This is a genomic window from Actinomadura rugatobispora (assembly GCF_042656285.1).
Taxonomy (GTDB): Bacteria; Actinomycetota; Actinomycetes; order Streptosporangiales; family Streptosporangiaceae; genus Spirillospora; species Spirillospora rugatobispora.
In genome coordinates this window covers 1-19,770 of the sequence record NZ_JBHSON010000116.1, presented here as the reverse complement: position 1 = coordinate 19,770, position 19,770 = coordinate 1, and the positions used below count along the sequence as shown (strand labels likewise).

Annotated in this window: 17 protein-coding genes and 1 rRNA gene; 4 read left to right on the top strand and 14 right to left on the bottom strand. The window is 72.1% G+C overall.

All coding sequences use genetic code 11. From position 1 onward, the window contains the following. Nucleotides 1–3 precede the first annotated feature (3 nt). From ACFPZN_RS48730 to ACFPZN_RS48705, 6 genes are all read right to left on the bottom strand, one after another. Nucleotides 4–960 carry a copper transporter gene (locus tag ACFPZN_RS48730; protein WP_378290688.1) on the bottom strand — a complete coding sequence of 319 codons (957 nt, stop codon included), beginning with the start codon at nucleotides 958–960 and terminating at the stop codon, nucleotides 4–6. Beyond that, complete coding sequence (gene steA, locus ACFPZN_RS48725) at nucleotides 957–2,129, bottom strand: putative cytokinetic ring protein SteA (RefSeq protein ID WP_378290796.1); 1,173 nt, start codon at nucleotides 2,127–2,129, stop codon at nucleotides 957–959. Before steA ends, ACFPZN_RS48730 begins: the two co-directional genes overlap by 4 nt. A 1,073-nt stretch (nucleotides 2,130–3,202) precedes the next feature. Beyond that, nucleotides 3,203–4,906 (bottom strand): DNA repair protein RecN, encoded by a 1,704-nt coding sequence (gene recN / locus ACFPZN_RS48720; RefSeq protein WP_378290685.1) that lies wholly within the window; start codon nucleotides 4,904–4,906, stop codon nucleotides 3,203–3,205. Nucleotides 4,907–5,018: 112 nt separating this feature from the next. Further along, nucleotides 5,019–5,936: an NAD kinase gene (locus ACFPZN_RS48715; protein ID WP_378290683.1), complete on the bottom strand. Its 918-nt coding sequence runs from the start codon at nucleotides 5,934–5,936 to the stop codon at nucleotides 5,019–5,021. A 144-nt stretch (nucleotides 5,937–6,080) separates the two neighbouring features. Continuing rightward, nucleotides 6,081–6,890, bottom strand: a complete 810-nt coding sequence (locus ACFPZN_RS48710) for a TlyA family RNA methyltransferase (RefSeq protein WP_378290681.1) — start codon at nucleotides 6,888–6,890, stop codon at nucleotides 6,081–6,083. Further along, nucleotides 6,887–7,273: a hypothetical protein gene (locus ACFPZN_RS48705; RefSeq protein WP_378290679.1), complete on the bottom strand. Its 387-nt coding sequence runs from the start codon at nucleotides 7,271–7,273 to the stop codon at nucleotides 6,887–6,889. The genes ACFPZN_RS48710 and ACFPZN_RS48705 overlap by 4 nt, the downstream gene beginning before the upstream one ends. 68 nt (nucleotides 7,274–7,341) lie before the next feature. Between ACFPZN_RS48705 and ACFPZN_RS48700 the strand changes: the two genes are divergently transcribed. Further along, a complete protein-coding gene (locus tag ACFPZN_RS48700; protein WP_378290677.1) occupies nucleotides 7,342–7,683 on the top strand; it encodes an SCP2 sterol-binding domain-containing protein in 342 nt (113 codons plus the stop codon). A 1,197-nt stretch (nucleotides 7,684–8,880) separates the two neighbouring features. On the opposite strand, the gene ACFPZN_RS48695 is transcribed toward ACFPZN_RS48700, so the two are convergent. The 3 genes from ACFPZN_RS48695 to ACFPZN_RS48685 form a co-directional block, all read right to left on the bottom strand. Beyond that, entirely contained in the window at nucleotides 8,881–9,867 is a 987-nt protein-coding gene (locus ACFPZN_RS48695) for a glycerophosphodiester phosphodiesterase family protein (protein WP_378290675.1), read from the bottom strand. A 157-nt stretch (nucleotides 9,868–10,024) separates the two neighbouring features. Beyond that, entirely contained in the window at nucleotides 10,025–11,029 is a 1,005-nt protein-coding gene (locus tag ACFPZN_RS48690; protein ID WP_378290673.1) for an HAD-IIA family hydrolase, read from the bottom strand. Nucleotides 11,030–11,050: 21 nt separating this feature from the next. Continuing rightward, complete coding sequence (locus ACFPZN_RS48685) at nucleotides 11,051–11,503, bottom strand: tetratricopeptide repeat protein (RefSeq protein ID WP_378290671.1); 453 nt, start codon at nucleotides 11,501–11,503, stop codon at nucleotides 11,051–11,053. A 72-nt stretch (nucleotides 11,504–11,575) separates the two neighbouring features. Between ACFPZN_RS48685 and ACFPZN_RS48680 the strand changes: the two genes are divergently transcribed. After that, entirely contained in the window at nucleotides 11,576–12,856 is a 1,281-nt protein-coding gene (locus ACFPZN_RS48680) for a DUF1015 family protein (protein ID WP_378290669.1), read from the top strand. A gap of 1,362 nt (nucleotides 12,857–14,218) precedes the next feature. Beyond that, complete coding sequence (locus tag ACFPZN_RS48675; protein WP_378290667.1) at nucleotides 14,219–14,590, top strand: NUDIX hydrolase; 372 nt, start codon at nucleotides 14,219–14,221, stop codon at nucleotides 14,588–14,590. Here the strand turns inward: ACFPZN_RS48675 and ACFPZN_RS48670 are convergent. Next, on the bottom strand, nucleotides 14,565–14,912 hold the full coding sequence (locus ACFPZN_RS48670; RefSeq protein ID WP_378290665.1) for a single-stranded DNA-binding protein: 348 nt from the start codon (nucleotides 14,910–14,912) through the stop codon (nucleotides 14,565–14,567). The two genes, ACFPZN_RS48675 and ACFPZN_RS48670, sit on opposite strands and share 26 nt — an antisense overlap. Nucleotides 14,913–15,015: 103 nt before the next feature. Here ACFPZN_RS48670 and ACFPZN_RS48665 point away from each other — a divergent pair, with 103 nt between their 5' ends. Next, the gene (locus tag ACFPZN_RS48665) at nucleotides 15,016–15,948 is read left to right on the top strand and encodes an MBL fold metallo-hydrolase (protein WP_378290663.1); all 933 of its coding nucleotides are present in this window, start codon (nucleotides 15,016–15,018) and stop codon (nucleotides 15,946–15,948) included. A 34-nt stretch (nucleotides 15,949–15,982) separates the two neighbouring features. On the opposite strand, the gene ACFPZN_RS48660 is transcribed toward ACFPZN_RS48665, so the two are convergent. The 4 genes from ACFPZN_RS48660 to rrf all read right to left on the bottom strand — a co-directional run bounded on the left by ACFPZN_RS48660 (nucleotide 15,983) and on the right by rrf (nucleotide 19,765). Continuing rightward, nucleotides 15,983–17,152 (bottom strand): alkaline phosphatase PhoX, encoded by a 1,170-nt coding sequence (locus ACFPZN_RS48660; protein ID WP_378290661.1) that lies wholly within the window; start codon nucleotides 17,150–17,152, stop codon nucleotides 15,983–15,985. Between the two features lie 241 nt (nucleotides 17,153–17,393). Then, nucleotides 17,394–18,443: an ICP22 family protein gene (locus ACFPZN_RS48655; protein ID WP_378290659.1), complete on the bottom strand. Its 1,050-nt coding sequence runs from the start codon at nucleotides 18,441–18,443 to the stop codon at nucleotides 17,394–17,396. Then, nucleotides 18,440–18,700 (bottom strand): hypothetical protein, encoded by a 261-nt coding sequence (locus ACFPZN_RS48650; RefSeq protein WP_378290657.1) that lies wholly within the window; start codon nucleotides 18,698–18,700, stop codon nucleotides 18,440–18,442. The genes ACFPZN_RS48655 and ACFPZN_RS48650 overlap by 4 nt, the downstream gene beginning before the upstream one ends. A gap of 948 nt (nucleotides 18,701–19,648) precedes the next feature. Beyond that, a 5S ribosomal RNA gene (gene rrf, locus ACFPZN_RS48645) occupies nucleotides 19,649–19,765 on the bottom strand. Nucleotides 19,766–19,770: the final 5 nt, after the last annotated feature.

Below are 19,770 nucleotides of genomic sequence, written 5' to 3'. Positions count from 1 at the left end.
GGGTCACCCGTTCCCTCCGGCGGCGGGCACCGGCGAGGGCAGGTACCCGTTCACACCCGAGCCCGTCCCGTACCGTCCGGCCTTGCCGCCCAGCTCGTTCTGCAACGCCAGGATGGTCACCACCTGGCCGGACGCGGTGTCCACGGTGTCCTGCGAGGACACCGTCTTGTCGAGGTCGGAGTCGCGCAGCGCCGCGATCAGCCCGCCCTCCTGGACGGCCGTCGACGGGCCGCCCAGCACCGCGCCGCGGCCGGCGCCGTCCAGGGCCGCGGCCAGCGCCAGCAGCGCCTTGTTGTCGGTGTCGCCGCCCTCGTAGGCGTACAGCGACGACGGCGCGATCATCACCGCGAGGGTGGCGTGCTGGCCCGGCTTGCCGCTGGTGGTCACATACCCGGCCTGCCGGAACCCGGCCAGGACGGCCGCGGCGGAGGCGTCCTCCCGGCCGGTGCTGGCGGCGTCCTTGGTGACCAACGCGCTCGCCAGTACGGCCGCCGCCTTCTCGTAGGCGCCCGCGCCCTGCGGGAAGGCCATCTCGCCGGGCTTGAGCTGGCCGGCCAGCTCGTCGACGGTGCCGACCTGGGGGTCGTCCAGGAACTTCTTCTGGATCGTCACCCGGCCGGTGACCGCGGCCCCCGCGCTCTTGGCCAGGTTGCTCAGCTGCTCGATGCTGTCGTTGCTCGCGCCGGGCGTCTCCACGAAGACCAGCGACTGGCCCTTGAGCCGCTCGGCGACCAGCTGCGGGCCCATCGTGCGGGCGAAGCTCTCGTCGCCCTCCAGCTGGGCCTCCAGCCGGCCCTGTGTGCGGCGCAGCTCGTCGTTGCTCTTGGCCAGCGACGAGGTCTGCCGCTGCAGGCCCTTGGTCACCGACTGCGACAGCGTCGTGGAGCCCAGGATGATCCCCAGCGCCAGCGCGAGGAAGATCGCGACGATGGAGACGAGGTGGTATCGGAAATCGATCACGTGAAAAGTCCGGTCAGCCAGAAGAGGAACGCGTGCCAGCGGTCGGCCAGCAGCGGACGGATGACGTCCCCGGCGGGCGACATGAACACCGCGGTGGTCATCGCGATGAACGCGCCCAGTACCAGGAACAGCAGCGAGCCGGTCGAGATCCGGCTGCGGTAGAGCCGGCTCACGCCCTTGGCGTCCACCAGCTTGCTGCCCACCCGCAGCCGGGTGAGGAACGTGCTGGCCATCCCGGCCCGGCCCTTGTCGAGGAACTCCACCATGTTGGCGTGCGTGCCGACGGCCACGATCAGCGTGGCGCCCTTGTCGTCGGCCAGCAGCATCGCGATGTCCTCGCTGGTGGCGGTGGCCGGGAACACCACCGCCTCCTGGTCGAGCTCGTGCACGCGCTTGAGGCCGGGCGCCCGGCCGTCCCGGTAGGCGTGCACCACGATCTCCGCGCCGCAGGTCAGCGCGTCGTCGGAGACCGAGTCCATGTCCCCGACGATCATGTCGGGCCGGTAGCCGGCCTCCAGCAGCGCGTCCGCGCCGCCGTCCACCCCGATCAGCACCGGGCGGTACTCGCGGATGTAGGGGCGCAGCGCGGCGATGTCCTCCCGGTAGTGGTAGCCGCGCACGACGATGAGCGCGTGCCGGCCCTCGATCCGGGTCTTCACCTCGGGCACGCCGACGCCGTCGATGAGCAGGTCGCGCTCGCGCTTGATGTACTCCATCGTGTTGGCGGCGAACGCCTCGATCTGGTGCGACAGCCCGGCCTTGGCCTCGGTCAGCGCGGCGTCGACCGTCTCGGCGGTCTGCGCGGTGCCCTTGGCCACCACCTCCTCGCCGCGGTGGACGACCTCGTCCTCGATCCGGACCTGGTCGCCCTCGGCGAGCCGGGTGAAGATCTCCGGGCCGACGTCGTCGACCAGCGGAATGCCCGCCTCGACGAGGATCTGCGGGCCCATGTTGGGGTACCGGCCGGAGATGCTGGGCGCCACGTTCACCACGCCGCCCACCTCGCACGACACCAGCGCCTCGGCGCTGACGCGGTCGAGGTCGACATGGTCGATCACGGCGATCTCGCCCGGCTGCAGCCGCTTGGTCAGGTTCTTGGTGCGGCGGTCGAGCCGCACCGTGGCGCTCACGCCGTTGCGGCCCTCCTCCCGGCCGCGGCGCCGGCGCAGCAGCCGCCGCGAGAGCCGCGCCCTCCGCTCGGCCGTGGCCGCGTCCCCGCCACCGGACGGGACGGACGCACCGGAGCCTCCCGGATCGGTTAGCGGCGACCCCGGAACCGCCGGGGCGGCGGCGTCCCCGTGCCGCCCCGCGGGCCCGGACGCCGTCTCGGACGCCGTGCGCACCTCGATCACCTCCGCGGAGGGACGTGATCCCGACGCCGGCCCGGGCACGGACCCCGAAGCCTTCCCCCGGCCCGGGCGCGTCTCGGTCTCCTCCTCGGAAGTCAGACGCGTTCCCGCCACCGCACTGTTCCCGGGCTCGGGGCTCTTTTCGGTCACGTCGCCGGGACCCGGGCGCACTCCGCCCGCTCCCTCGGGGGCCGCGGCCGCCTTCGGTGCCTTCCCGTGGCCGGGCCGCGTCCCGCTCTTCCGCTGGGATCGCGGGGGCTCAGTGCCCGGTTCGCCCGTGCCCGCGTCCGCGGACGGGACGCGCCGTCCGGCCTCCGCCCCGGTGGGCGGGGGCGCCTCGGATCCCTCGGAGGCCTCGCCGGTCTCGGCGGTCTCGGCCGGTGTGGAACGTGCCCGGGACCCGTCCGCGGCGGGCGCCTCGGACGGTCCGGCGGGCTGTCCGGCCGGCCGCTCGGTGGTGGGGGACGGGTCGTTCATCGCTTCCCGGCGGCGAGGTCCGAGACGCCCAATACGAAGAACAAGCCCTTCCCTCCCCTGAGCAACTGCTAGATTACCGTCCGTCAGCGACGGACGCTCCCGGCGGCAGGCGCTCCCGGCCTCATGGACGGGCCCCGCCGCCGCCCGGCGGAGATGCCGCACGCCCTCGCGGGCGGCCCTGCCCTGCTCGCACGTCGGCCTCCCGGCCGACGGCGGCCCGTGCACCGGAGAGAACCCGTGCGGCGGGACGCGTGCACCGGAGCGCCCGGCGCGCGATCACCGCACCCTCCCGAGCGCGGGCCGACGACAGCCATCCTGCCAGAGCAGGCGAGCGGACACGCCTCAAGGAGCGCACTCGGGCGTGTCCGCCCGAGTGCTCCGCGTCACTCCCGCAGCCCCCGGGGCCCATGGAACGATCATTTCTCCTCGGCGGCGAGCTCGAGGAGCTCCTCGGCGTGCGCGCGGCCCAGCTCGGAGTCCTCCAGCCCGGCCAGCATCCGGGACAGCTCGCGCACCCGGCCCTCGCGGTCGAGCGCGGTGACGCCGCTGCGGGTCACCGTCCCGTCGTCGGACTTCTCCACCAGCAGGTGCTGGTCGGCGAACGCCGCCACCTGCGGCAGATGCGTGACGACGATCACCTGCGCGTTGCGCGCCAGCCGGGCCAGCCGGCGCCCGATCTCCACCGCCGCCTTGCCGCCGACGCCCGCGTCCACCTCGTCGAACACGAAGGTCGGCACCGGGTCGGCACCGGCGAACACCACCTCGATCGCCAGCATCACCCGCGACAGCTCGCCGCCCGACGCGCCCTTGTGCAGCGGCAGCGGCGGCGACCCGGGATGGGGGGCGAGCCGCACCTCGACCTCGTCGGCGCCGTGCGGGCCGTACTCGCCCGTAGGGGCGACCGCGACCTCCACCCGGGCGTGCGGCATCGCCAGCGCGGTCAGCTCCTCGGTGACGGCCGCCGAGAACCGCTCGGCGGCCGCGGTGCGCACGGCGGTCAACTCGGCCGCCTCCGCCTCCAGCCGCCCGGAGAGCTCGGCGTGCTCGGCGCGCAACTGCTCGATCCGGTCGTCGTCGCCCTCCAGGTCGGTCAGCCGTTCCGCCGACCCCCGCGCCCACTCCAGCACCTCTTCCAGCGACTCGCCGCCGCCGTACTTGCGGGTCAGCGCGGTCAGCTCGGCGCGCCGCTCCTGGACGACCGCCAGCCGCGCCGGGTCGGCGTCCACCGACTCGGCGTAGGCGGCCAGGTCGGTGGCGACGTCGGAGACCAGGTACCCGGCCTCGGCGAGCCGGTCGGCCAGCGCGGCCAGGTCGGGATCGTGGTCGCGCACCGCGTCCAGGGCGTTGCGGGCGGTGCCGAGCAGGCTCACCACGTTGGCCGCCTCGAACGCCGCGGACGGATCGCCCAGCAGCGCCTCGTGCGCGGTGTCGGCCGCGCCGCGCAGCGCGTCGGCGTGCCCGAGCCGCTCCTCCTCGGTGGCCAGCTCCACGTCCTCGCCCGGCTTCGGATCGACCTTCTCGATCTCCTCCAGGCCGAAGCGCAGCCTCTCGGCCTCCTGCTCCCGTTCCCGGGAGCGGGTGGTCAGCTCCTCCAGCAGCGCCGTCACCTGGCGGTGCCGCTCGTAGGCCGAGGTGTAGGCGCGCAGCGGCTTGGTCAGCGCGTCGCCGGCATAGCGGTCCAGCGCGCCGCGCTGCCGCCCCGCCTGCAGCAGCCGCTGCTGGTCGGACTGGCCGTGCACGGCGACCAGGTCGTCCGCGAGGTTGATCAGCAGGCTCACCGGGACGGACCGGCCGCCCAGGTACGCCCGCGACCGGCCCTCCGCCGACACCGAGCGGGTGACGATCAGCGCGCCGTCGTCCAACTCACCGCCCGCCTCCTCGACCCGGCCGACCACCCGGCCGCCCGGGTCGACCGCGATACGGCCCTCGACGGTGGCCCGCTCGGCGCCGGGCCGGACCCGCTGCGGGTCGGCACGGCCTCCGAACAGCAGCCCCAGACTGGTGACCACCATGGTCTTGCCCGCCCCGGTCTCGCCGGTGACGACGTTGAACCCAGGCGACAGATCGAGCACGGCCTCGTCGATCACACCGAGGCCCTGGATCCGCACCTCATCGACCATCGGACGCACCAGCGTCACAACCCCTCGCAAAACAGATCCCGGTTTCAGCGCCTCGGGGGTGAGGTTATCGCCCCTGCCCGCTTCCGGCCTCCCCCGCTCGCATCGTCCCTGGTCATCGTCCCGCGCCCGGATCCGAACGCTGGCGGGCGCGGCCGCGCCAGCCCGTCACCGGCAGCCCGAACTTGGTCACGAGCCGGTCGGTGAACGGGGTCAGGTGCAGCCGCGCGAGCCGTACCGGATCGGCGCCCCGGCGCACCTCGACCCGCGCGCCCGGCGGCAGGTCGAGGGTGCGGCGGCCGTCGCACCACAGCACGGCCCGCGGCGTGCCGGGCAGCACCTCGATCGCCACCGCGGACCTGGGCGAGACCACCAGCGGCCGGGCGAACAGCGCGTGCGCGCTGATCGGGACGACCAGCATCGCCTCCACCTCGGGCCACACGACCGGGCCGCCGGCGGAGAACGCGTACGCGGTGGAACCGGTCGGTGTGGCGCACACCACGCCGTCGCAGCCCCAGTTCGACAGCGGGCGGCCGTCGATCTCGGCGACGACCTCCAGCATCCGCTCCCGCTCGGCCTTCTCCACGGTGGCCTCGTTGAGCGCCCAGGTGGTGCCGGCGACGCCGCCGTTCAGCCGGACCAGGACGTCGATCGTCATGCGCTCCTCGACGTCGTAGCGCCGGGTGACGACGCGTTCGACGGTGGCGGTGAGGTCCTCGCGCTCGGCCTCGGCGAGGAAGCCGACGTGGCCGAGGTTGACGCCGAGCAGCGGGGTGCCCGCCGGGCGCGCCAGGTCGGCCGCGCGCAGCAGCGTCCCGTCGCCGCCGAGCACCATCACCACCTCGGCCTCCTCGGCGGCCGCGGCGGTGCCCGGCCGCACGTCGACGCCGGTGCAGCCGATGTCGGCGGCCTCGCCCTCCAGCACGCGCACCGAGATCCCCGCCTCGCTCAGCCGCTCGATCACCAGCTGCGCGCTGCGCACCGCCTCCGGCCGCCCGGTGTGCGTGACGACCAGTACCGACCGCTCACCCATGGGCCCGCCGTCCCGTCCTCGACACGCCAGACATCGTCGCACCCGCCGCGCGGGCCGCGACCCGTGGGCTCGTCACATCCGTTCCGAATCTCACATCCGCTCTAACGTCCACGCCTCGTTCTACGTCAGCCCCGGGGCACCGGATCACCGCGGCCCCTCCTCCACGGCCCGTTCCAGGTCCGCCTCGGACAGGGGCGGCGCGCCCGCCCGCAGCCACAGGAAGTACTCGACGTTCCCGGCCGGGCCGGGCAGCGGGCTGGCGGTCACGCCGAGCACTCCCAGCCCCAGGGTCGCCGCGTGCGCCGCGACACCGCGCACCGCGTCGGCCCGCAGGCCCGGATCGCGGACGACGCCGCCCGCCCCGACGAGTTCCTTGCCCACCTCGAACTGCGGCTTCACCATGACGGCATAGTCGGCGTCGGCGGCGACGCACCGCTGGACCGGCTCGAGCACGAGGCGCAGCGAGATGAACGACAGGTCACCCACCACCAGATCGGGCGGCGCGGCCTCGGGCTGCCCCAGCATCTCGGACGTGAGGTCGCGGATGTTGACCCGTTCGAGGACGGTCACCCGGTCGTCGGTGCGCAGCGACCACGCGATCTGGCCGCGGCCCACGTCGACCGCGTAGACGTGCGCGGCGCCCGCGCGCAGCAGCACGTCGGTGAACCCCCCGGTGGACGCGCCCGCGTCCAGGCAGATCCGGCCCGCCGTCCTCAGGTCGCCGAACGCCTCCAGCGCCCCGGCCAGCTTGTGGCCGCCGCGCGAGACGTACTCGGGCCCTGCGTCCGCGGTGTCCACCACGATCGCCGCGCCCGTCTCGACCTGGGTGGCCGGCTTGCCCGCGGTCTGCCCGCCGACCCGGACACGCCCGGACGCGATCAGTTCGGCGGCGTGCTCACGCGACCGGGCCATCCCGCGGCGCACCAGCTCGGCGTCGAGCCGCCGGCGGCTCATCCCCCGCCCCCCGGCCACGACGGACGCGGCCCGGACACGCCCGGACGCGGTCCGGCAGCGGGCGAAGCAGCCCCGGGCACGGGCGGACGCACCGCGGGCCGCCCCCCTTCCGGGGGATCGTCCTGACCGGCGGAGGCGAGCAGTTCCTGAAGCCGCTGGTGGATCCCCTCGAAGATCTCCACGTGGCCGGACACCGGCGCCGCGTCCAGCTCCGCCAGCCGCGCCAGCGCCTCGTCGACCCGCACGTCGCCGGTCGGCTCGGGGCGCGCGGGCTCCCGGAGCCGCGGCACGGGGCCGCCGGGCGGCGCCGGTACCTGCGCGGACTCGTCCGACATCGCGTCCACCTCCCAGAAACGGGCCCCGTCCGCCGCCATGAGTCGCATCGGGCCCAGTCAGAACGCTACCGTCCCATCACGACATCGTTGTCGACCGAACGGGGAACGGCCTGACCATGGCGAACGAGGAGGAGTGCCGCGGCGCGCTCGACCGCATCTCCGAGCGCCTCGCGGAAGTGGACGCCGACCGGCTCGCCGAGCACGTGGTGGAACGGACGATCAGCTGCCGGATCCCCGACCTGCGGGTGGCGTACCTGACCCGGATCCACGCGGGCGGTCTCGACCCCTTCCGCCGTACCGACGACCCGGGGGGCGCGCAGGTCCGGCTCACCGTGAAGAGCGACGACCTGGTGGCCCTCGCCCACGACGAGCTCAACCCGGCGAAGGCATGGGCGTCCGGGCGGCTCAAGGTCGAGGCGAGCATCTTCGATCTGCTACGCCTCCGAAAGCTCCTCTGAGAGCCCCGGACACACGCGGGCCCCGAGACAGCCTTTCCCCGGCGAGGACGTCCTCGCCGGGGATCACGCATTAGAGGAATACACGCCACACTCGGGACCACGCCAAGGCACAGCAGCCCGCAATCATCCACCCGCGACTCCAAGTGGAACCTCCCTCCAATTCCACACACTCATACGCGAGAGAGTATCCTCCGCGTGCCGGGCGACTTCCAACTCAAGACTCCAATAAATCTACACCCCACCCCCTTGAAGAAGAAGACGACCCCAGATTCATTGCAACCACCCAGTGACCAAATCCCTGGTCACAGGCAGTGAACAAGGGTCAAATGAGACACCACGAGCAACGCCACGACCCCACCAACCAACCACCGCAGCCGACCCACCCCACTCCACCAAACTGCACGTTAGACGGTGCCAGAAGTCGCGACGCCCCTCACTTAGCCGGATCATCCCAAACGCCCAGCAAACCAAACCCACCACCTTATCGACCAATCGCCCTGAGCAGATCAGCACGGCTTCCGGCGATCTACACAGAGCCACACAAACACACAAATAATTAAACCGCCGCACTGCAATCGGCGGACACTGTCAAATGGCGTCTCGCCAGGGTCACACCAATGGGCGTACCCACAACGCACCAGCACGTGCACAGGGCAGCAAAGCCGCAGGAGCGCGCAGGGACGCAGGGGTCGAGACAAAGGAAGCGGAACAAAGGCGCAGGGGCGAGGGGGCTCAAGGGGTAAAAGGGGCGCCGGAGGACGTTCACGCCGCACGGCCATGTGAGGCCGTGCGGCGTGCGATGGCAATGCGGCCGCGGCTGTTCCAGTCCCTGTCGCGAAGCGGCCTCAGGCACCGCGCGAGCGCGTCACCTGGCCGGTGAGGCGATGCCGGAGGCGAGCATCACCGGCCAGATCCCGAACCGATGCCGTACCCACCAAGGCCCGGTAAGGCAAGCACCGGAACGACCAACGCCACCAGGCAAGCACCCGAACGGCCGACCCCGCCAAGCAAGCACCCGAACGACCAACCCCACCAAGCAAGCATCGGAACGACCGACGCCGCCAAGCAAGAATCGGAACGACCAACGCCGCCAAGCAAGAGCCGGAACGACCAACCCCGCCAAGCAAGCACCGGAACGGCCGACGGCGTCGGCCGAGCGCCGGCCAAGCGCCGTGAGTCGGGACTGTGAAACGCGGCTCAGCGTGCGGTGTAGGGGCGGGGCAGGCGCAGGCCTCGCTCCTTCATGACGGCGCGGAGACGGTCGGGGTAGTCGGTGATGATGCCGTCCACGCCGTCGTCCATGAGCTTCTCCATGGTGGGCGCGTCGTCGACGGTCCACGGGACGACCTTGAGGCCGAGGCGGTGGGCCTGGTCGACCATGGCCTTGGTCACGTACGGCCGGTACCCGGGGTCGGTGATCTTGCCGTTCTGCGGGAAGCCGTGGACCGGGGAGAACGCGGAGGCGCCGAACGACTTGACGGCCTTCAGCGGGTCGCCGCCGAAGTCGTCGATGTCGATGCCGCCCAGCCAGGGCGACCTGCCCGGCTGCCCCGTCTGCAGGAAATCGTAGTTGGTCAGGGCCACCAGGGGCAGGCGCCGTTCGACCTGGCGCATCCGCATGAGGGCGCCCCAGTCGAAGCTCTGGATCGTGACCTGGCGCAGGAGGCGGGCGCGGCGCACCTCTTTCGCCGTGACCTGGACGAACTGCTCGCGCGGGGCGGTCTCGTGCGGCGCGCCGGCCTCCACCTTGGTCTCGACGTTGAGCTTGACCCCGTACGCCCGGTGCCGGTGAACGAGCCCGAACACCTCGCTCAGCAGCGGCATCTTCGCCCCGGGGACGGCCCGCTGCCCGGGGTACTCCGCGAGCGTCTGCGAACCGCAGTCCATGGTGCGGACCTGTTTGAGCGTCAGCGTGTTGATGTACTTGCCGACGTACGGGTATTCGGGGTCGTTCGGTACCGCGGGCGCGGTGTCCTTGCACTTGCGGTCGCTGATGCGGCGGTCGTGGGTGACGACGGCCTGGCCGTCCTCGGTGATCTGGACGTCCAGTTCCAGGGTGCTGACACCCAGTTGCAGAGCGTTGCTGAACGCCGGCAGTGTGCTTTCCACGACCAGCCCCAGGCCGCCCCTGTGGGCCTGCAGGTCGAACGCCTTGCGCTTGCCCGGGGCGGACTCGCCCGCCATAGCGGGGGACCCCGCTCCGATGAGCCCTGCGGCCACCAGGCCCATTACGACAAAACGCCTCATGTATACCCCTCCCAAGACAACTCAGGAGAGATCACCATTTAGTCGTGACGGCCGGGCGAACGCCCGGCGGCGGGCTCCGTAACAGCGCAGCTATTCAGGCAAGGCCGAGATGGTCCAGGGCACCGCGCACCGCCTCGGGTGAAGGACTGGACTCGTCCCGCCAGGCCGCGGCCGCCAAGGCCCTCAACCCGTCATAGGGGTCGCCCTCGCCAGAGATTTCGATCACGTCGCCTTCCCAGCGGGCCGTCCACGCCTCGCACTGGAAGCCGTCGCCGTGCCGGCGCACCTCTGGATGCGGTACGAGCAGCCCTGCCAGATCACGAGCGATGTAGGCGGGACGCTGGTGAGGCGGGGCCGTGAGGGCGGTGAGGGGGTCGGTCACCCCGGTGAAGACCAGAAGGCTGTCGGCCCCACCGTTGAAGGCGCCCTCGATATCGGTGTCGAGCCGGTCGCCCACGACCAGGGGCCGTCGCGCCCCCGTACGCAGGATCGACTCATGGTGCAGTGGCCGCTCGGGCTTTCCCGTGACGACGGGGTCCACCCCCGTGGCGGCGCTGATGACCTTCAGGAGCGCCCCGTTGCCGGGCTGGGGCGGCCCCTCTCCACCGGGAATGGTCAGGTCTCCGTTGGAGCCGACGAACAAGGCCCCGTTCCGCACGGCCGTCGCCCCTTCGGCCAGCAGACCGTAGGACAGCCTCGGGTCGTACCCCTGGACGACCGCCGCGGGCCCTTCCGAGGCGGTGGACACGGGACGGAGGCCCTGCCCGTACAGAGCGTGGCGCAACCCCATGCCACCCACGACCAGCACCTTGGCACCGGCGGGCAACCGCTCGGCGAGCAGCCGGGCGGCGGCCTGGGCCGAGGTGACGACGTCCTCGGCGGACGCAGGAACGCCCACCGCGGTGAGCAGGGCGGCCACCGCCGACGGCGTCCGCGAGGCGTTGTTGGTGACGAAGGCCAGCCGCTGACCTCCCGCACGGGCCTTGGCCAGGGACTCCGCGGCCGCGGGGACCGGCCGGTGGCCGATGTAGACGACACCGTCGAGATCGAGCAGGGCGACGTCGTAGGCCTCACTCAGCGGCCGCTCGGAACTCTTCATCGCGGCCATCGTACGAGAAGATCATCTTCGTGCCGCGAGGGTGGCACGTGCATGGCGGAGCGCCTTGGCGTAGTCCTTGTTCTCCGGCCGCATCGCCACGGCCAGGGCCAGCGGCTCGACCGCGCCCTCGAAGTCCCCGAGGCGGCTCAGCGCGAGCCCGAGGCCGAACAGCGCGTAGTCCTCGGCCGGGTCGTCCTCGACGATGCAGCGGAAGTTGTCGGCCGCCTCCCGGAACCGCTTGGCGCCGTACTGGGCACGGGCCAGCGCCTCGCGAACGGAGCGCGACGAGGGCTCGGCGTCGGCCGCCCGCGTCAGCAACTGCACCGCGGCCGCGGCGCTTCCCGACCGGAGAAGCCGCAGGCCACGCGTGTACCACTCGTACACCCCGCCGTCCGGGCCGGCGGGGTCGAGATGGGCGCCGCGCGGATCCTCGCCCGGGGAATCGTCCGCCCGTCCCGATCCTTGACCATCCATGTGGACCTCCCCTTGGACGCCGACCACTCCGACCGTACCCACCCTCCAGGCGCGCACCCTTCGCTGGTTACCATGCCCACGGTGGACGACGATCTCCCCTCCGGCCTCACGCCGGAGGAGTTCAGCGCCCGGATCTTCGGGACGGCCGGGCCGCGGTCGGGCGCCGGCCTGGTGCTGGCGCCGTTCCGCGGCGTCCGTTTCGCGCCGGGGATCGATCCGGCCGCGGTGACCAGCCCGCCCTACGACCTGCTGGACCGCGACCAGGTGGAACGGCTGAAGGCGGGCGGGGGCCACAACATCGTCCGGATCACCCTCCCCGACGACTACGGCACGGCCGCGGCCACGCTCCGCCGCTGGCTCGCCGACGGCGCCCTGGTGACCGACCCCGACCCGGCGCTCTACCTGTACGAGACCGCCGGCCAGCGCGGACTGATCGGCGCCCTCGGACTGCGCGCCGAGGCGGACAAGGTGGTGCTCCCGCACGAGAACGTCTACCCCGGGCCGGTGCGCGACCGGCTCGCCCTGATGACCGAGACCCGCGCCAACCTGGAACCGATCTTCCTCGTGTACGGGGGCGGCGGCGACACGGCCGAGATCATCGACGCCACGGCCGAACGCCCCCCGCTCATGGAGTTCCGCGCCGACGGCGAGCCGCACCGCCTGTGGAGCATCACCGACCCCGCCCTGCACGCCCGTATCGCCGCGGACCTCCGCCCCCGCCGAACGCTGATCGCCGACGGCCACCACCGCTACGCCACGTACCGGGCCCTCCAGGCCCGCCACCACCAGCCGCCTTGGGACTACGGACTGGCCCTGCTGGTGGACTCCACGCGCTACCCGCCCCACCTGGGGGCGATCCACCGCGTCCTCCCCCACCTCCCTCCCGACGTGGCGCTCCAACGCGCCGACGGCATCTTCCGCACGACCGAACTCACCTGGCCGGACGCCCTTTCCGCATTGGCCGCCGCCGAAGGCCCTGCCTTCCTCCTGGCCGGCGGTGACACCTCCCATCTGCTCACCGACCCCGAGCCCGCCCTTCTCGAAGCCACCGTGCCCGCGAACTACTCCCCCCGCTGGCGCAACCTCGATACGGCGATCCTGGACCACCTCCTCATCAAGCACGTCTGGGACATCCCCGAGGACGAGCACAGCGTCGAGGTGGTCCACGACGACCCCGACGCCGCCCTGGACCGCGCCCACCGCTCAGGCGGAACCGCGGTCATCCTCAACCCCCTCAAGGTCGACGACGTCCTGGCCGTGGCCGCCGAGGGCGAACGCGTCCCCCGCAAATCAACCTCCTTCGGCCCCAAACCCCGCACCGGCCTGGTCCTCCGCCTGGTCGACACCCCCTAACAGCGCCGCCCGCCAGGATCCCCGCCGGTTCGGCCCTCGCGAGGATCCTGGCGCTGCCGACTCGCAGCGCCCCACCACGACGCCGCACGTCGACACGTCCGGTGGTCAGGCGCCCGGGCTCTACAACCGCCGCCGAGCGCCGCCGGATACGTACGGGCGCCGGGACAGCCACTACGCCTGGACGGCGCCGAGCTGCCGTCCGGGGGACGCGGCGGCCGTCCAGCCGGGCCCGCCGGGCCCTGGAACAGCAGATCGACGCCCGCTGGCAGGGCGCGCAGCAGGGCGGCGAGGCAGCATTGGCAAGCGCGCGGCCGCGCGCCGTCCCTTGGTACGGGCCGCCGACGCGCCCCGTCGCGGCCTCGCAAAGAAGCATCACCTGCCTCGCTGGCTTTGCATGCCTCGCTGGCCTCGCGGTCGTGCGGTGCCTCCCGGCCAGCCTCTCCACGCAGCTTCGGGTTCGCGTACCGGCGTCGGCTGCCCGCTGGCGGTGCGCGCCGCCGGGCGCTGCGCTGCGCACCGGAACCGAGGCGCCGCAGCACCCCCCTGGGTCACCAGCGGGAGGGCAACGGCCTGGCGCTTCACCGCGGCCTCGGCGGCCTGCCGTTTACCCACCGCCTGGACAGCAACGCCGTGGTCGTGCACCCCGGCTCCCTGCGCCACGCCTCGTGCCTCCCCGATCTCGCATGGTCCCCTCATCACGCAAGTGGGGCCTCACGCATGTCGCGTGACTCGCAAGCCTCGGCGTGCTCATGCCTTGCGGAGTCGCGCCTCGCGCGCCTGGCAGACTGGCAGTTCCTGCTTCGCATGCCCCGCTGGCCTCGCGAGCCTCGCCGTCCTCTCCGGACTCGCTGGTCTCGCATGCTTCCCTGGTGGTCTCTGATACCTCGCGGCGCGCGGGCCTTGCGGACGTCGTGGGACTCGTGTGCGTCCTTGGCCCGGCTGTTCAGGGCCTTGCGCATGCTGATCATTTCCGGCTCTCGAGATACCTCCCCTGGGGGTTGGCGGATTCGGGGTGTATTGGGTGGCCCATGGGCGAGGGCGTAAGCGGGTGAGGCTTTATCGGTTCGGGGTGGTGGGTGGTCGCGCGGTGGAGGCTGCGCTCACCGCGGAGGGGGATGACAAGCGCGTCGTTGACGGGCGCGGGTCGGGGAACTCCCCGCAACGGGGCCTGAGTGTGCAGCTCTGGGTTGGCCCGGTCGCCTGGCCGTGCATCGGGCCGGGTCTGCTGGTGCCCGAACGTGCTGGACGGGTGTCAGGTGGACTGTCATCTCGCGGTGTTGGGTGTGTGGGTGGTGGCGTAGGGTGCGTCGTCGTTGGGTGTCGGTGTTAGGGGCGGAAGTGTTGATCGACAAGGTGGCTTGGGTGCGGTTGGAAGGCGGGAAGGTGCTCAGCACGCGGTCTCGCGGGAAAGAGGTGTTCTACCTGCCTGGTGGTAAGCGGGAGGGCGGGGAGAGCGACCTTGAGACGCTGGTGCGTGAGATCAGGGAGGAGCTGGCGGTCGAGATCCTTCCTGGGAGCGTTGAGCGGCTTGGTGTGTGGGAGGCCCAGGCGCACGGGCAGTCGGCCGGGGTGACCGTGCGGATGAGCTGTTACACCGCGGATCATCGGGGGACGCCGACGGCCTCCAGCGAGATCGCCGAGGTCGATTGGCTCTCCTATGCCGACCGGGAACGGGTCGCGCCCGTCGACCAACTGATCTTCGACGATCTCAGGGCGATGGGCCGGCTGGACTGACCGGGGCGGCGTACTCCACCGGCTCGGCCTCGTGTACTTCGACCTCGTAACGGCCCAGGCGGGTGGCGTCGTTCCTCCAGAAACGGCGGCGAAGCGAGCCCTGGACGCCGATCAGGTCGCCGGGCCGCCAGGTGGCGGTGCGGTCGCCCAGGTGAGGGTCGAAGGTGGCGCAGCGGATGGTGTCGACCGTGCGCCGGCCGCCCCCCTCGCGCGGCCGGTCCACGATCAGCCGCCAGGACACGACGCCGCCGCCGGCGGGTAAGGAGCGGCGGGACGGGTACTCGGCGAGCCGGCCGACCAGGATGACGGTGTTGACGTGCATGGTGCTCCTTTCGACGGAGTCCACGCTGCCTGGTCGCGGGGCCGGGCGGAAGGCTCGGCGTGAATTGTGGATAACTCGGCCGGGTGCGAGAGATGATCGCGGGATGGCTACCACGATCACCCCCCTCGGCGGCGGCGTCTACGAGATCGACACCCGGATGGCGGGCTACGCGGGCATCACGGCGGGGTATCTGATCCTCTCCGACCGGCCCTGCCTGGTGGAGCCCGGGACGGCCGGTTCCGCACCCGTGGTGCGGGATGCGTTGAGCGAGCTGGGCGTGGGGCCGTCCGATCTGGCGACGGTGGTCGTCACGCACATCCATCTGGACCACGCCGGTGGGGTGGGTGACATCGCGTCGATGTATCCCGAGGCGGAGGTCGTCGTGCACGAGAAGGGGGCGCGGCACCTGGCCTCCCCCGAACGACTGATGCGCAGTGCGCGCATGGTGTACGGGGACGCGCTCGACACGTTGTTCGGGGAGTTGAAGCCGACCGAAGCGGCGCGTATCCGTGCGGTCGAGGACACCGGCGTGATCGACCTGGGCGGGGGACGCCGGTTGGAGTCCTACTACTCCCCCGGGCACGCCAAGCATCATGTGGGGTTGATGGACTCGCAGACGGGCGACCTGTACGTGGGGGACGCCGCAGGCGTGTACATCCCCGAGACGCAGGACGTGCGTCCCGCCACGCCCCCACCGGACTTCGACCTGGACACGGCGATCGCCTCGCTCGCCAAGTTCCAGGAGCTGGGGCCGCAGCGTCTGCTGTTCGCCCACTACGGGCCGGTGACGGAGGTGAACGACACGCTGGAGCGGTCCGCCGAGGAGCTCCGGGTCTGGGTGGACGCGGTGCGCGACGCGCGGGATCTGGGCCTGGACCTGGACCACGCGGTCGCGATGGTCAAGGACCGCACGTACGAGCGCTACGCGGTGACGCGCGAGGGGGCCGACCCGGAACTGGCCGCGAAGTACGAGGTGCTCAGCGGTGCCGAGGCCAACGTCGCCGGGATCATGCGGTCGTTGGATCGGAAGGACTGACCGCTGCGCCAGGGCAGACCCCCTCGCGGCGGGGCTAGTGGCGGAAGGGGCCTGTGACCTCGTAGGTGTAGCCGTCCGTACCGGCGACGAATCCGCTCTTGCCGCGCTGGGAGGAGAAGTAGAGGCGGCTGCCGTCGGGGGAGAAGGCGGGGCCGGTTATCTCTGACTCGTCGTGCCCGAGGAGGCGCAGGAAGGGGGTGACCGTGCCGTCCGGGGTGATGAGGTTGATCTCCATGTTGCCCCCGTCCTCGGCCACGAAGAGGTCGCCCGAGGACGCGCCGGTGATGTTGTCCACGCCCGTCAGCGGTGGTTCGCCTTCTGTGACGAGGTCGTCGTCGTAGGCCAGGTCCAGCCGTTCGGCTGCCGCGTCATAGGACCAGACGCGGTTGTCGCCCTTGGTGGTGAAGTAGCAGATGCCGCTTGCGTAGAAGCAGCCCTCGCCGCCGTCGAAGCGCATGGCCCCGGAGACCTGGTTTCGGGTGGGTGTGGTCCACAGGCGGGGGTTGGGCACCTGCGCCCAGCGGACGGGGCCCGTGCCCGTTCCGAGCAGCACCTCGAGCGTGCCTTCGGACAGTTCACCCCAGGTCTTGGGGCGGAAACGGTAGAAGCACCCGTCCGACTGGTCCTCGGTGAGATAGACGACCTTGCGTTCCGGGTCGCAGGCGGCCGCCTCATGCTTGAAACGCCCCATCGCGGGGTGGGAGCGAGCCGACTTGGCACCGAGGGGGTCGGTCTCGTACACCAGTCCGAGGTCATGCTCCTCGCATGACAGCCAGGTGCCCCACGGCGTCGCTCCTCCGGCGCAGTTCAGCGTCGTGCCGTTCAGGATGCGGTACGCGGAGGTCACGGTCCCGTCGGCGCCGAAGCGCACGGCCGAGGCCCCTCCGACAAGGGGGACCTCGGAATTGCTCACGTAGACCCAGCCGTCTCCGTCCCCGAAGCAGGCGCCGCCGTCGGGAGCGGGGTGCCAGGTGTGGCGGGTGCCGGGCACGCGTTGCAGCGAGCGGGCCACGACACGGCCGGTGAAACCCTTGGGGAGTTGGAGCCCGTTCGCATCGGCGGCCAGCGGCGGACCGTACGGGCCGGCGCCGGGTTGGGCCGGATCGGCAAAGGCCTGATGCCACAACGCACCTGTGAAGGCGGTCGTGCCGCCGGCGATGGCGGTCGTCCTAAGGAACACGCGTCGGTTCAGGGGGGTGGACATGACGCTCCTCACGCGATGGGCGAAGACCGTGAGGGAGTCGATCATGCCGGGGTGACTCCCTCACCCCCCGATCGGCACGATCATGTGAATATCGGGCGAATCACGACATGCGTCAACCCGTCCGCCGGGCGTCGTCCGCGGCCCGGCGTCCCCGCCGCGGTGCCGCGTAGCGGTGATCAGCGGCGTGGAAAAAGCCCGCCTGCCCGAAGGCAGGCGGGCTCGTCGGCTCGCGTTCTCGATTTCAGTGTTCGGCGGGGCCCCGCTCGTCGGGCTCGTCGGCGGTCTGCGGCTCCAGGAAGACCGCTGGCGCCTCTGGAGCCTCCGGCCCGTGCGCATCCTCGGTGGGCTCGCCCGGAGAGTCCGAGGCGTGCTCTGAGGCCGTTTCGGGCTGGGCCTCCTTGAATTCGATCGCGGTCGGCCCGGGTGGCTCCGGCGCGTCCTCGTCTGCGGCGGTTCTTCCTTCGGCGGTCCCGGCTTCGGCCGTGGCGGGAGCTTCGGTCGCCTCCTCGGCGTCCTGGGGCGGGGCCTCCTCGGCGTCCTGGGGCGGGGCCTCCTCGGCGTCCTGGAGCGGGGCCGCCTCACCGGTTTCCGCGTCGGCCTGGACGCCGTCGTGCTCCTCGGGCTCGGTCTCCTCGGTATCGAGGATGTGCAGGCCCTCGAGTTCCGCGTACCGCTCGGCCGCGTCGGTCTCGCCGTCCCGGTCGGCCGCCGCCGCCCGTGCGAACCACTCGGCCGCCTCTTCCTCACGCTGCGCGTCCGCGAGAGCGTCCGCGTACGCGTAGAACAGCCGTGCCGACCAGGGACGCAGCCTGCGGTCCCTCAGCTCGGGCACCTGCAGGGTGACCACGGCCGCGTCGTACTGGCCCAGGTCCCGGCGCGCGCCCGACTCGACGATGCGCAGCTCGATGCGGCCGGCCTGATCGAGCTTGTCGGCCTCCGGGGACTTGACGAGGTCGAGCGCGCGCTCGGGGCGTTCCAGGCCGCGCTCGCAGTCCGCCATGACGGGCAGGTAGGCGTCGTCGCTCGTGCTCAGGCGACGCGCCGCCCGCAGCTCGGCGAGGGCCTCCGCCCACTCGCCCGCGTGATAGGCGGCGAGCCCGGCGGCCTCACGCACCAGGCCCACCCGTGAAGCGACCCGCCGAGCCGCCTTCGCGTGCCGGTAGGCGGCCTCCGGGTCGTCCTCCGCGAGCCGTCCCGCCATCACCAGGTGACGCGCCACGCGTCCGGCCAGATCCTTGGGCAGGGTGCGCAGTTCCGCACGCGCCTCAACGTCCAGCTCTTCACCGGTCACATCATCGGGGAGCAGCGGGTCGTCGTGCTTGGGAGCGGGCCTTTCCTGTGCCTGGCCCTGTTCCCGGCGTCCAGCACGATCCCTGGGCGGCCCATACGAACGCCCGCCCGTGCCCTCCTGCGGCCTCCTCGGCCCACGCCCCTCGAACCGGCGGCCACCGCCGCCCTGTCCCTGACGCTCTCCACGCCCCGCACGATCGTCGCGGCGCGGCCGGTCATCGCGGCGAGGGCGGTCATCGCGGCGCGGCCGGTCGTCACGGCGTGGACGATCGTCGCGGCGTGGACCGTCCTTGCGGGGGTAGCGGTCCCTCGGCGACCGGTCATCACGACGGATCCGCTCGTCCTGGCCCGGCCGGTCGTCATGGCGCGAACCTTCGCCGGGCTTGGACTGGTCGCCACGACGCACACGGTCATCACGACGGAATCGGTCATCGCGGCCCGGGCGTCCGTCCCGTCCGCGACGGTCTCCCTGGGACGCGTTGTCGTCGCGCCGGAAACGGTCGTCGCGTGGCGTGCGGGGCCGGTCGTCCCTACGGGGGCCTCCATCGCGCCCCTTCGGGCCGCTTCCGGGCCTTTCCCCTCCTGGACGCCCCTGCCTCTCGCCTTGGGGACGCCCCGAGAAACGACGTTCTCCCTGGGGGCCGCCCGCTGCGCGCGGCCCTCGTTGAGCACCAGAACGGCCTCCGGGATGGAAGCCGCGCTCCTGCGAGCCACGCTCCTGCGAGCCGGACTCCGTTCCTCCCGGGCCTCGCCGCTCGCCTTCGCGCTTGAACGGCCGGTCCGGACGGCGGTCATCCCTCTTGCCGCCCTGCGGCTTCTTCCAACCGCCGCCGCCCGAGCCTGGACGGCCGGCGCCGAACGAGCGGCCGCGTTCGCCGCCGGCCTGGGGCCGGCGGCCTTCGCCCGAGCCGCCCTCGTAACGACCACCGTTGCCCTGAGAACCGCGGTCCCGCGGGCCACCGCCCTTGCGGTACCCCGAACCACCGGGGCCGCTGCGGGTGTTCCCCCCGCGACGGGGCGGCGTACCACGCCCCCCGTTCTTCCCGCGCCGCTCGCGGTTGTCGTCGCTGCGGCCGTCCTCTTCCGCGCTCATCACGTCCGTCACTGTTCTCGGTGGCTCCATGGACCTGTTCCACCCATATTGACAGGTCCACGACACGCGTCGAGGGCCGCCCCATAAATCGGGGCGACCCTCGACCAATAAATGTCCGGCGGTGTCCTACTCTCCCACACAGTCTCCCATGCAGTACCATCGGCGCTGAAGGGCTTAACTTCCGGGTTCGGGATGGGACCGGGTGTTTCCCCTTCGCCATAACCACCGAACGACC

Coding starts and splice junctions, on each gene's coding strand:
- recN (WP_378290685.1), bottom strand. CDS start 4,906: ATGGTCGATGAGGTGCGGATCCAGGGCCTCGGTGTGATCGACGAGGCC.
- ACFPZN_RS48715 (WP_378290683.1), bottom strand. CDS start 5,936: ATGGGTGAGCGGTCGGTACTGGTCGTCACGCACACCGGGCGGCCGGAG.
- ACFPZN_RS48710 (WP_378290681.1), bottom strand. CDS start 6,890: ATGAGCCGCCGGCGGCTCGACGCCGAGCTGGTGCGCCGCGGGATGGCC.
- ACFPZN_RS48705 (WP_378290679.1), bottom strand. CDS start 7,273: ATGCGACTCATGGCGGCGGACGGGGCCCGTTTCTGGGAGGTGGACGCG.
- ACFPZN_RS48700 (WP_378290677.1), top strand. CDS start 7,342: ATGGCGAACGAGGAGGAGTGCCGCGGCGCGCTCGACCGCATCTCCGAG.
- ACFPZN_RS48695 (WP_378290675.1), bottom strand. CDS start 9,867: ATGGCGGGCGAGTCCGCCCCGGGCAAGCGCAAGGCGTTCGACCTGCAG.
- ACFPZN_RS48690 (WP_378290673.1), bottom strand. CDS start 11,029: ATGAAGAGTTCCGAGCGGCCGCTGAGTGAGGCCTACGACGTCGCCCTG.
- ACFPZN_RS48685 (WP_378290671.1), bottom strand. CDS start 11,503: ATGGATGGTCAAGGATCGGGACGGGCGGACGATTCCCCGGGCGAGGAT.
- ACFPZN_RS48680 (WP_378290669.1), top strand. CDS start 11,576: ATGCCCACGGTGGACGACGATCTCCCCTCCGGCCTCACGCCGGAGGAG.
- ACFPZN_RS48670 (WP_378290665.1), bottom strand. CDS start 14,912: ATGCACGTCAACACCGTCATCCTGGTCGGCCGGCTCGCCGAGTACCCG.
- ACFPZN_RS48665 (WP_378290663.1), top strand. CDS start 15,016: ATGGCTACCACGATCACCCCCCTCGGCGGCGGCGTCTACGAGATCGAC.
- ACFPZN_RS48660 (WP_378290661.1), bottom strand. CDS start 17,152: ATGTCCACCCCCCTGAACCGACGCGTGTTCCTTAGGACGACCGCCATC.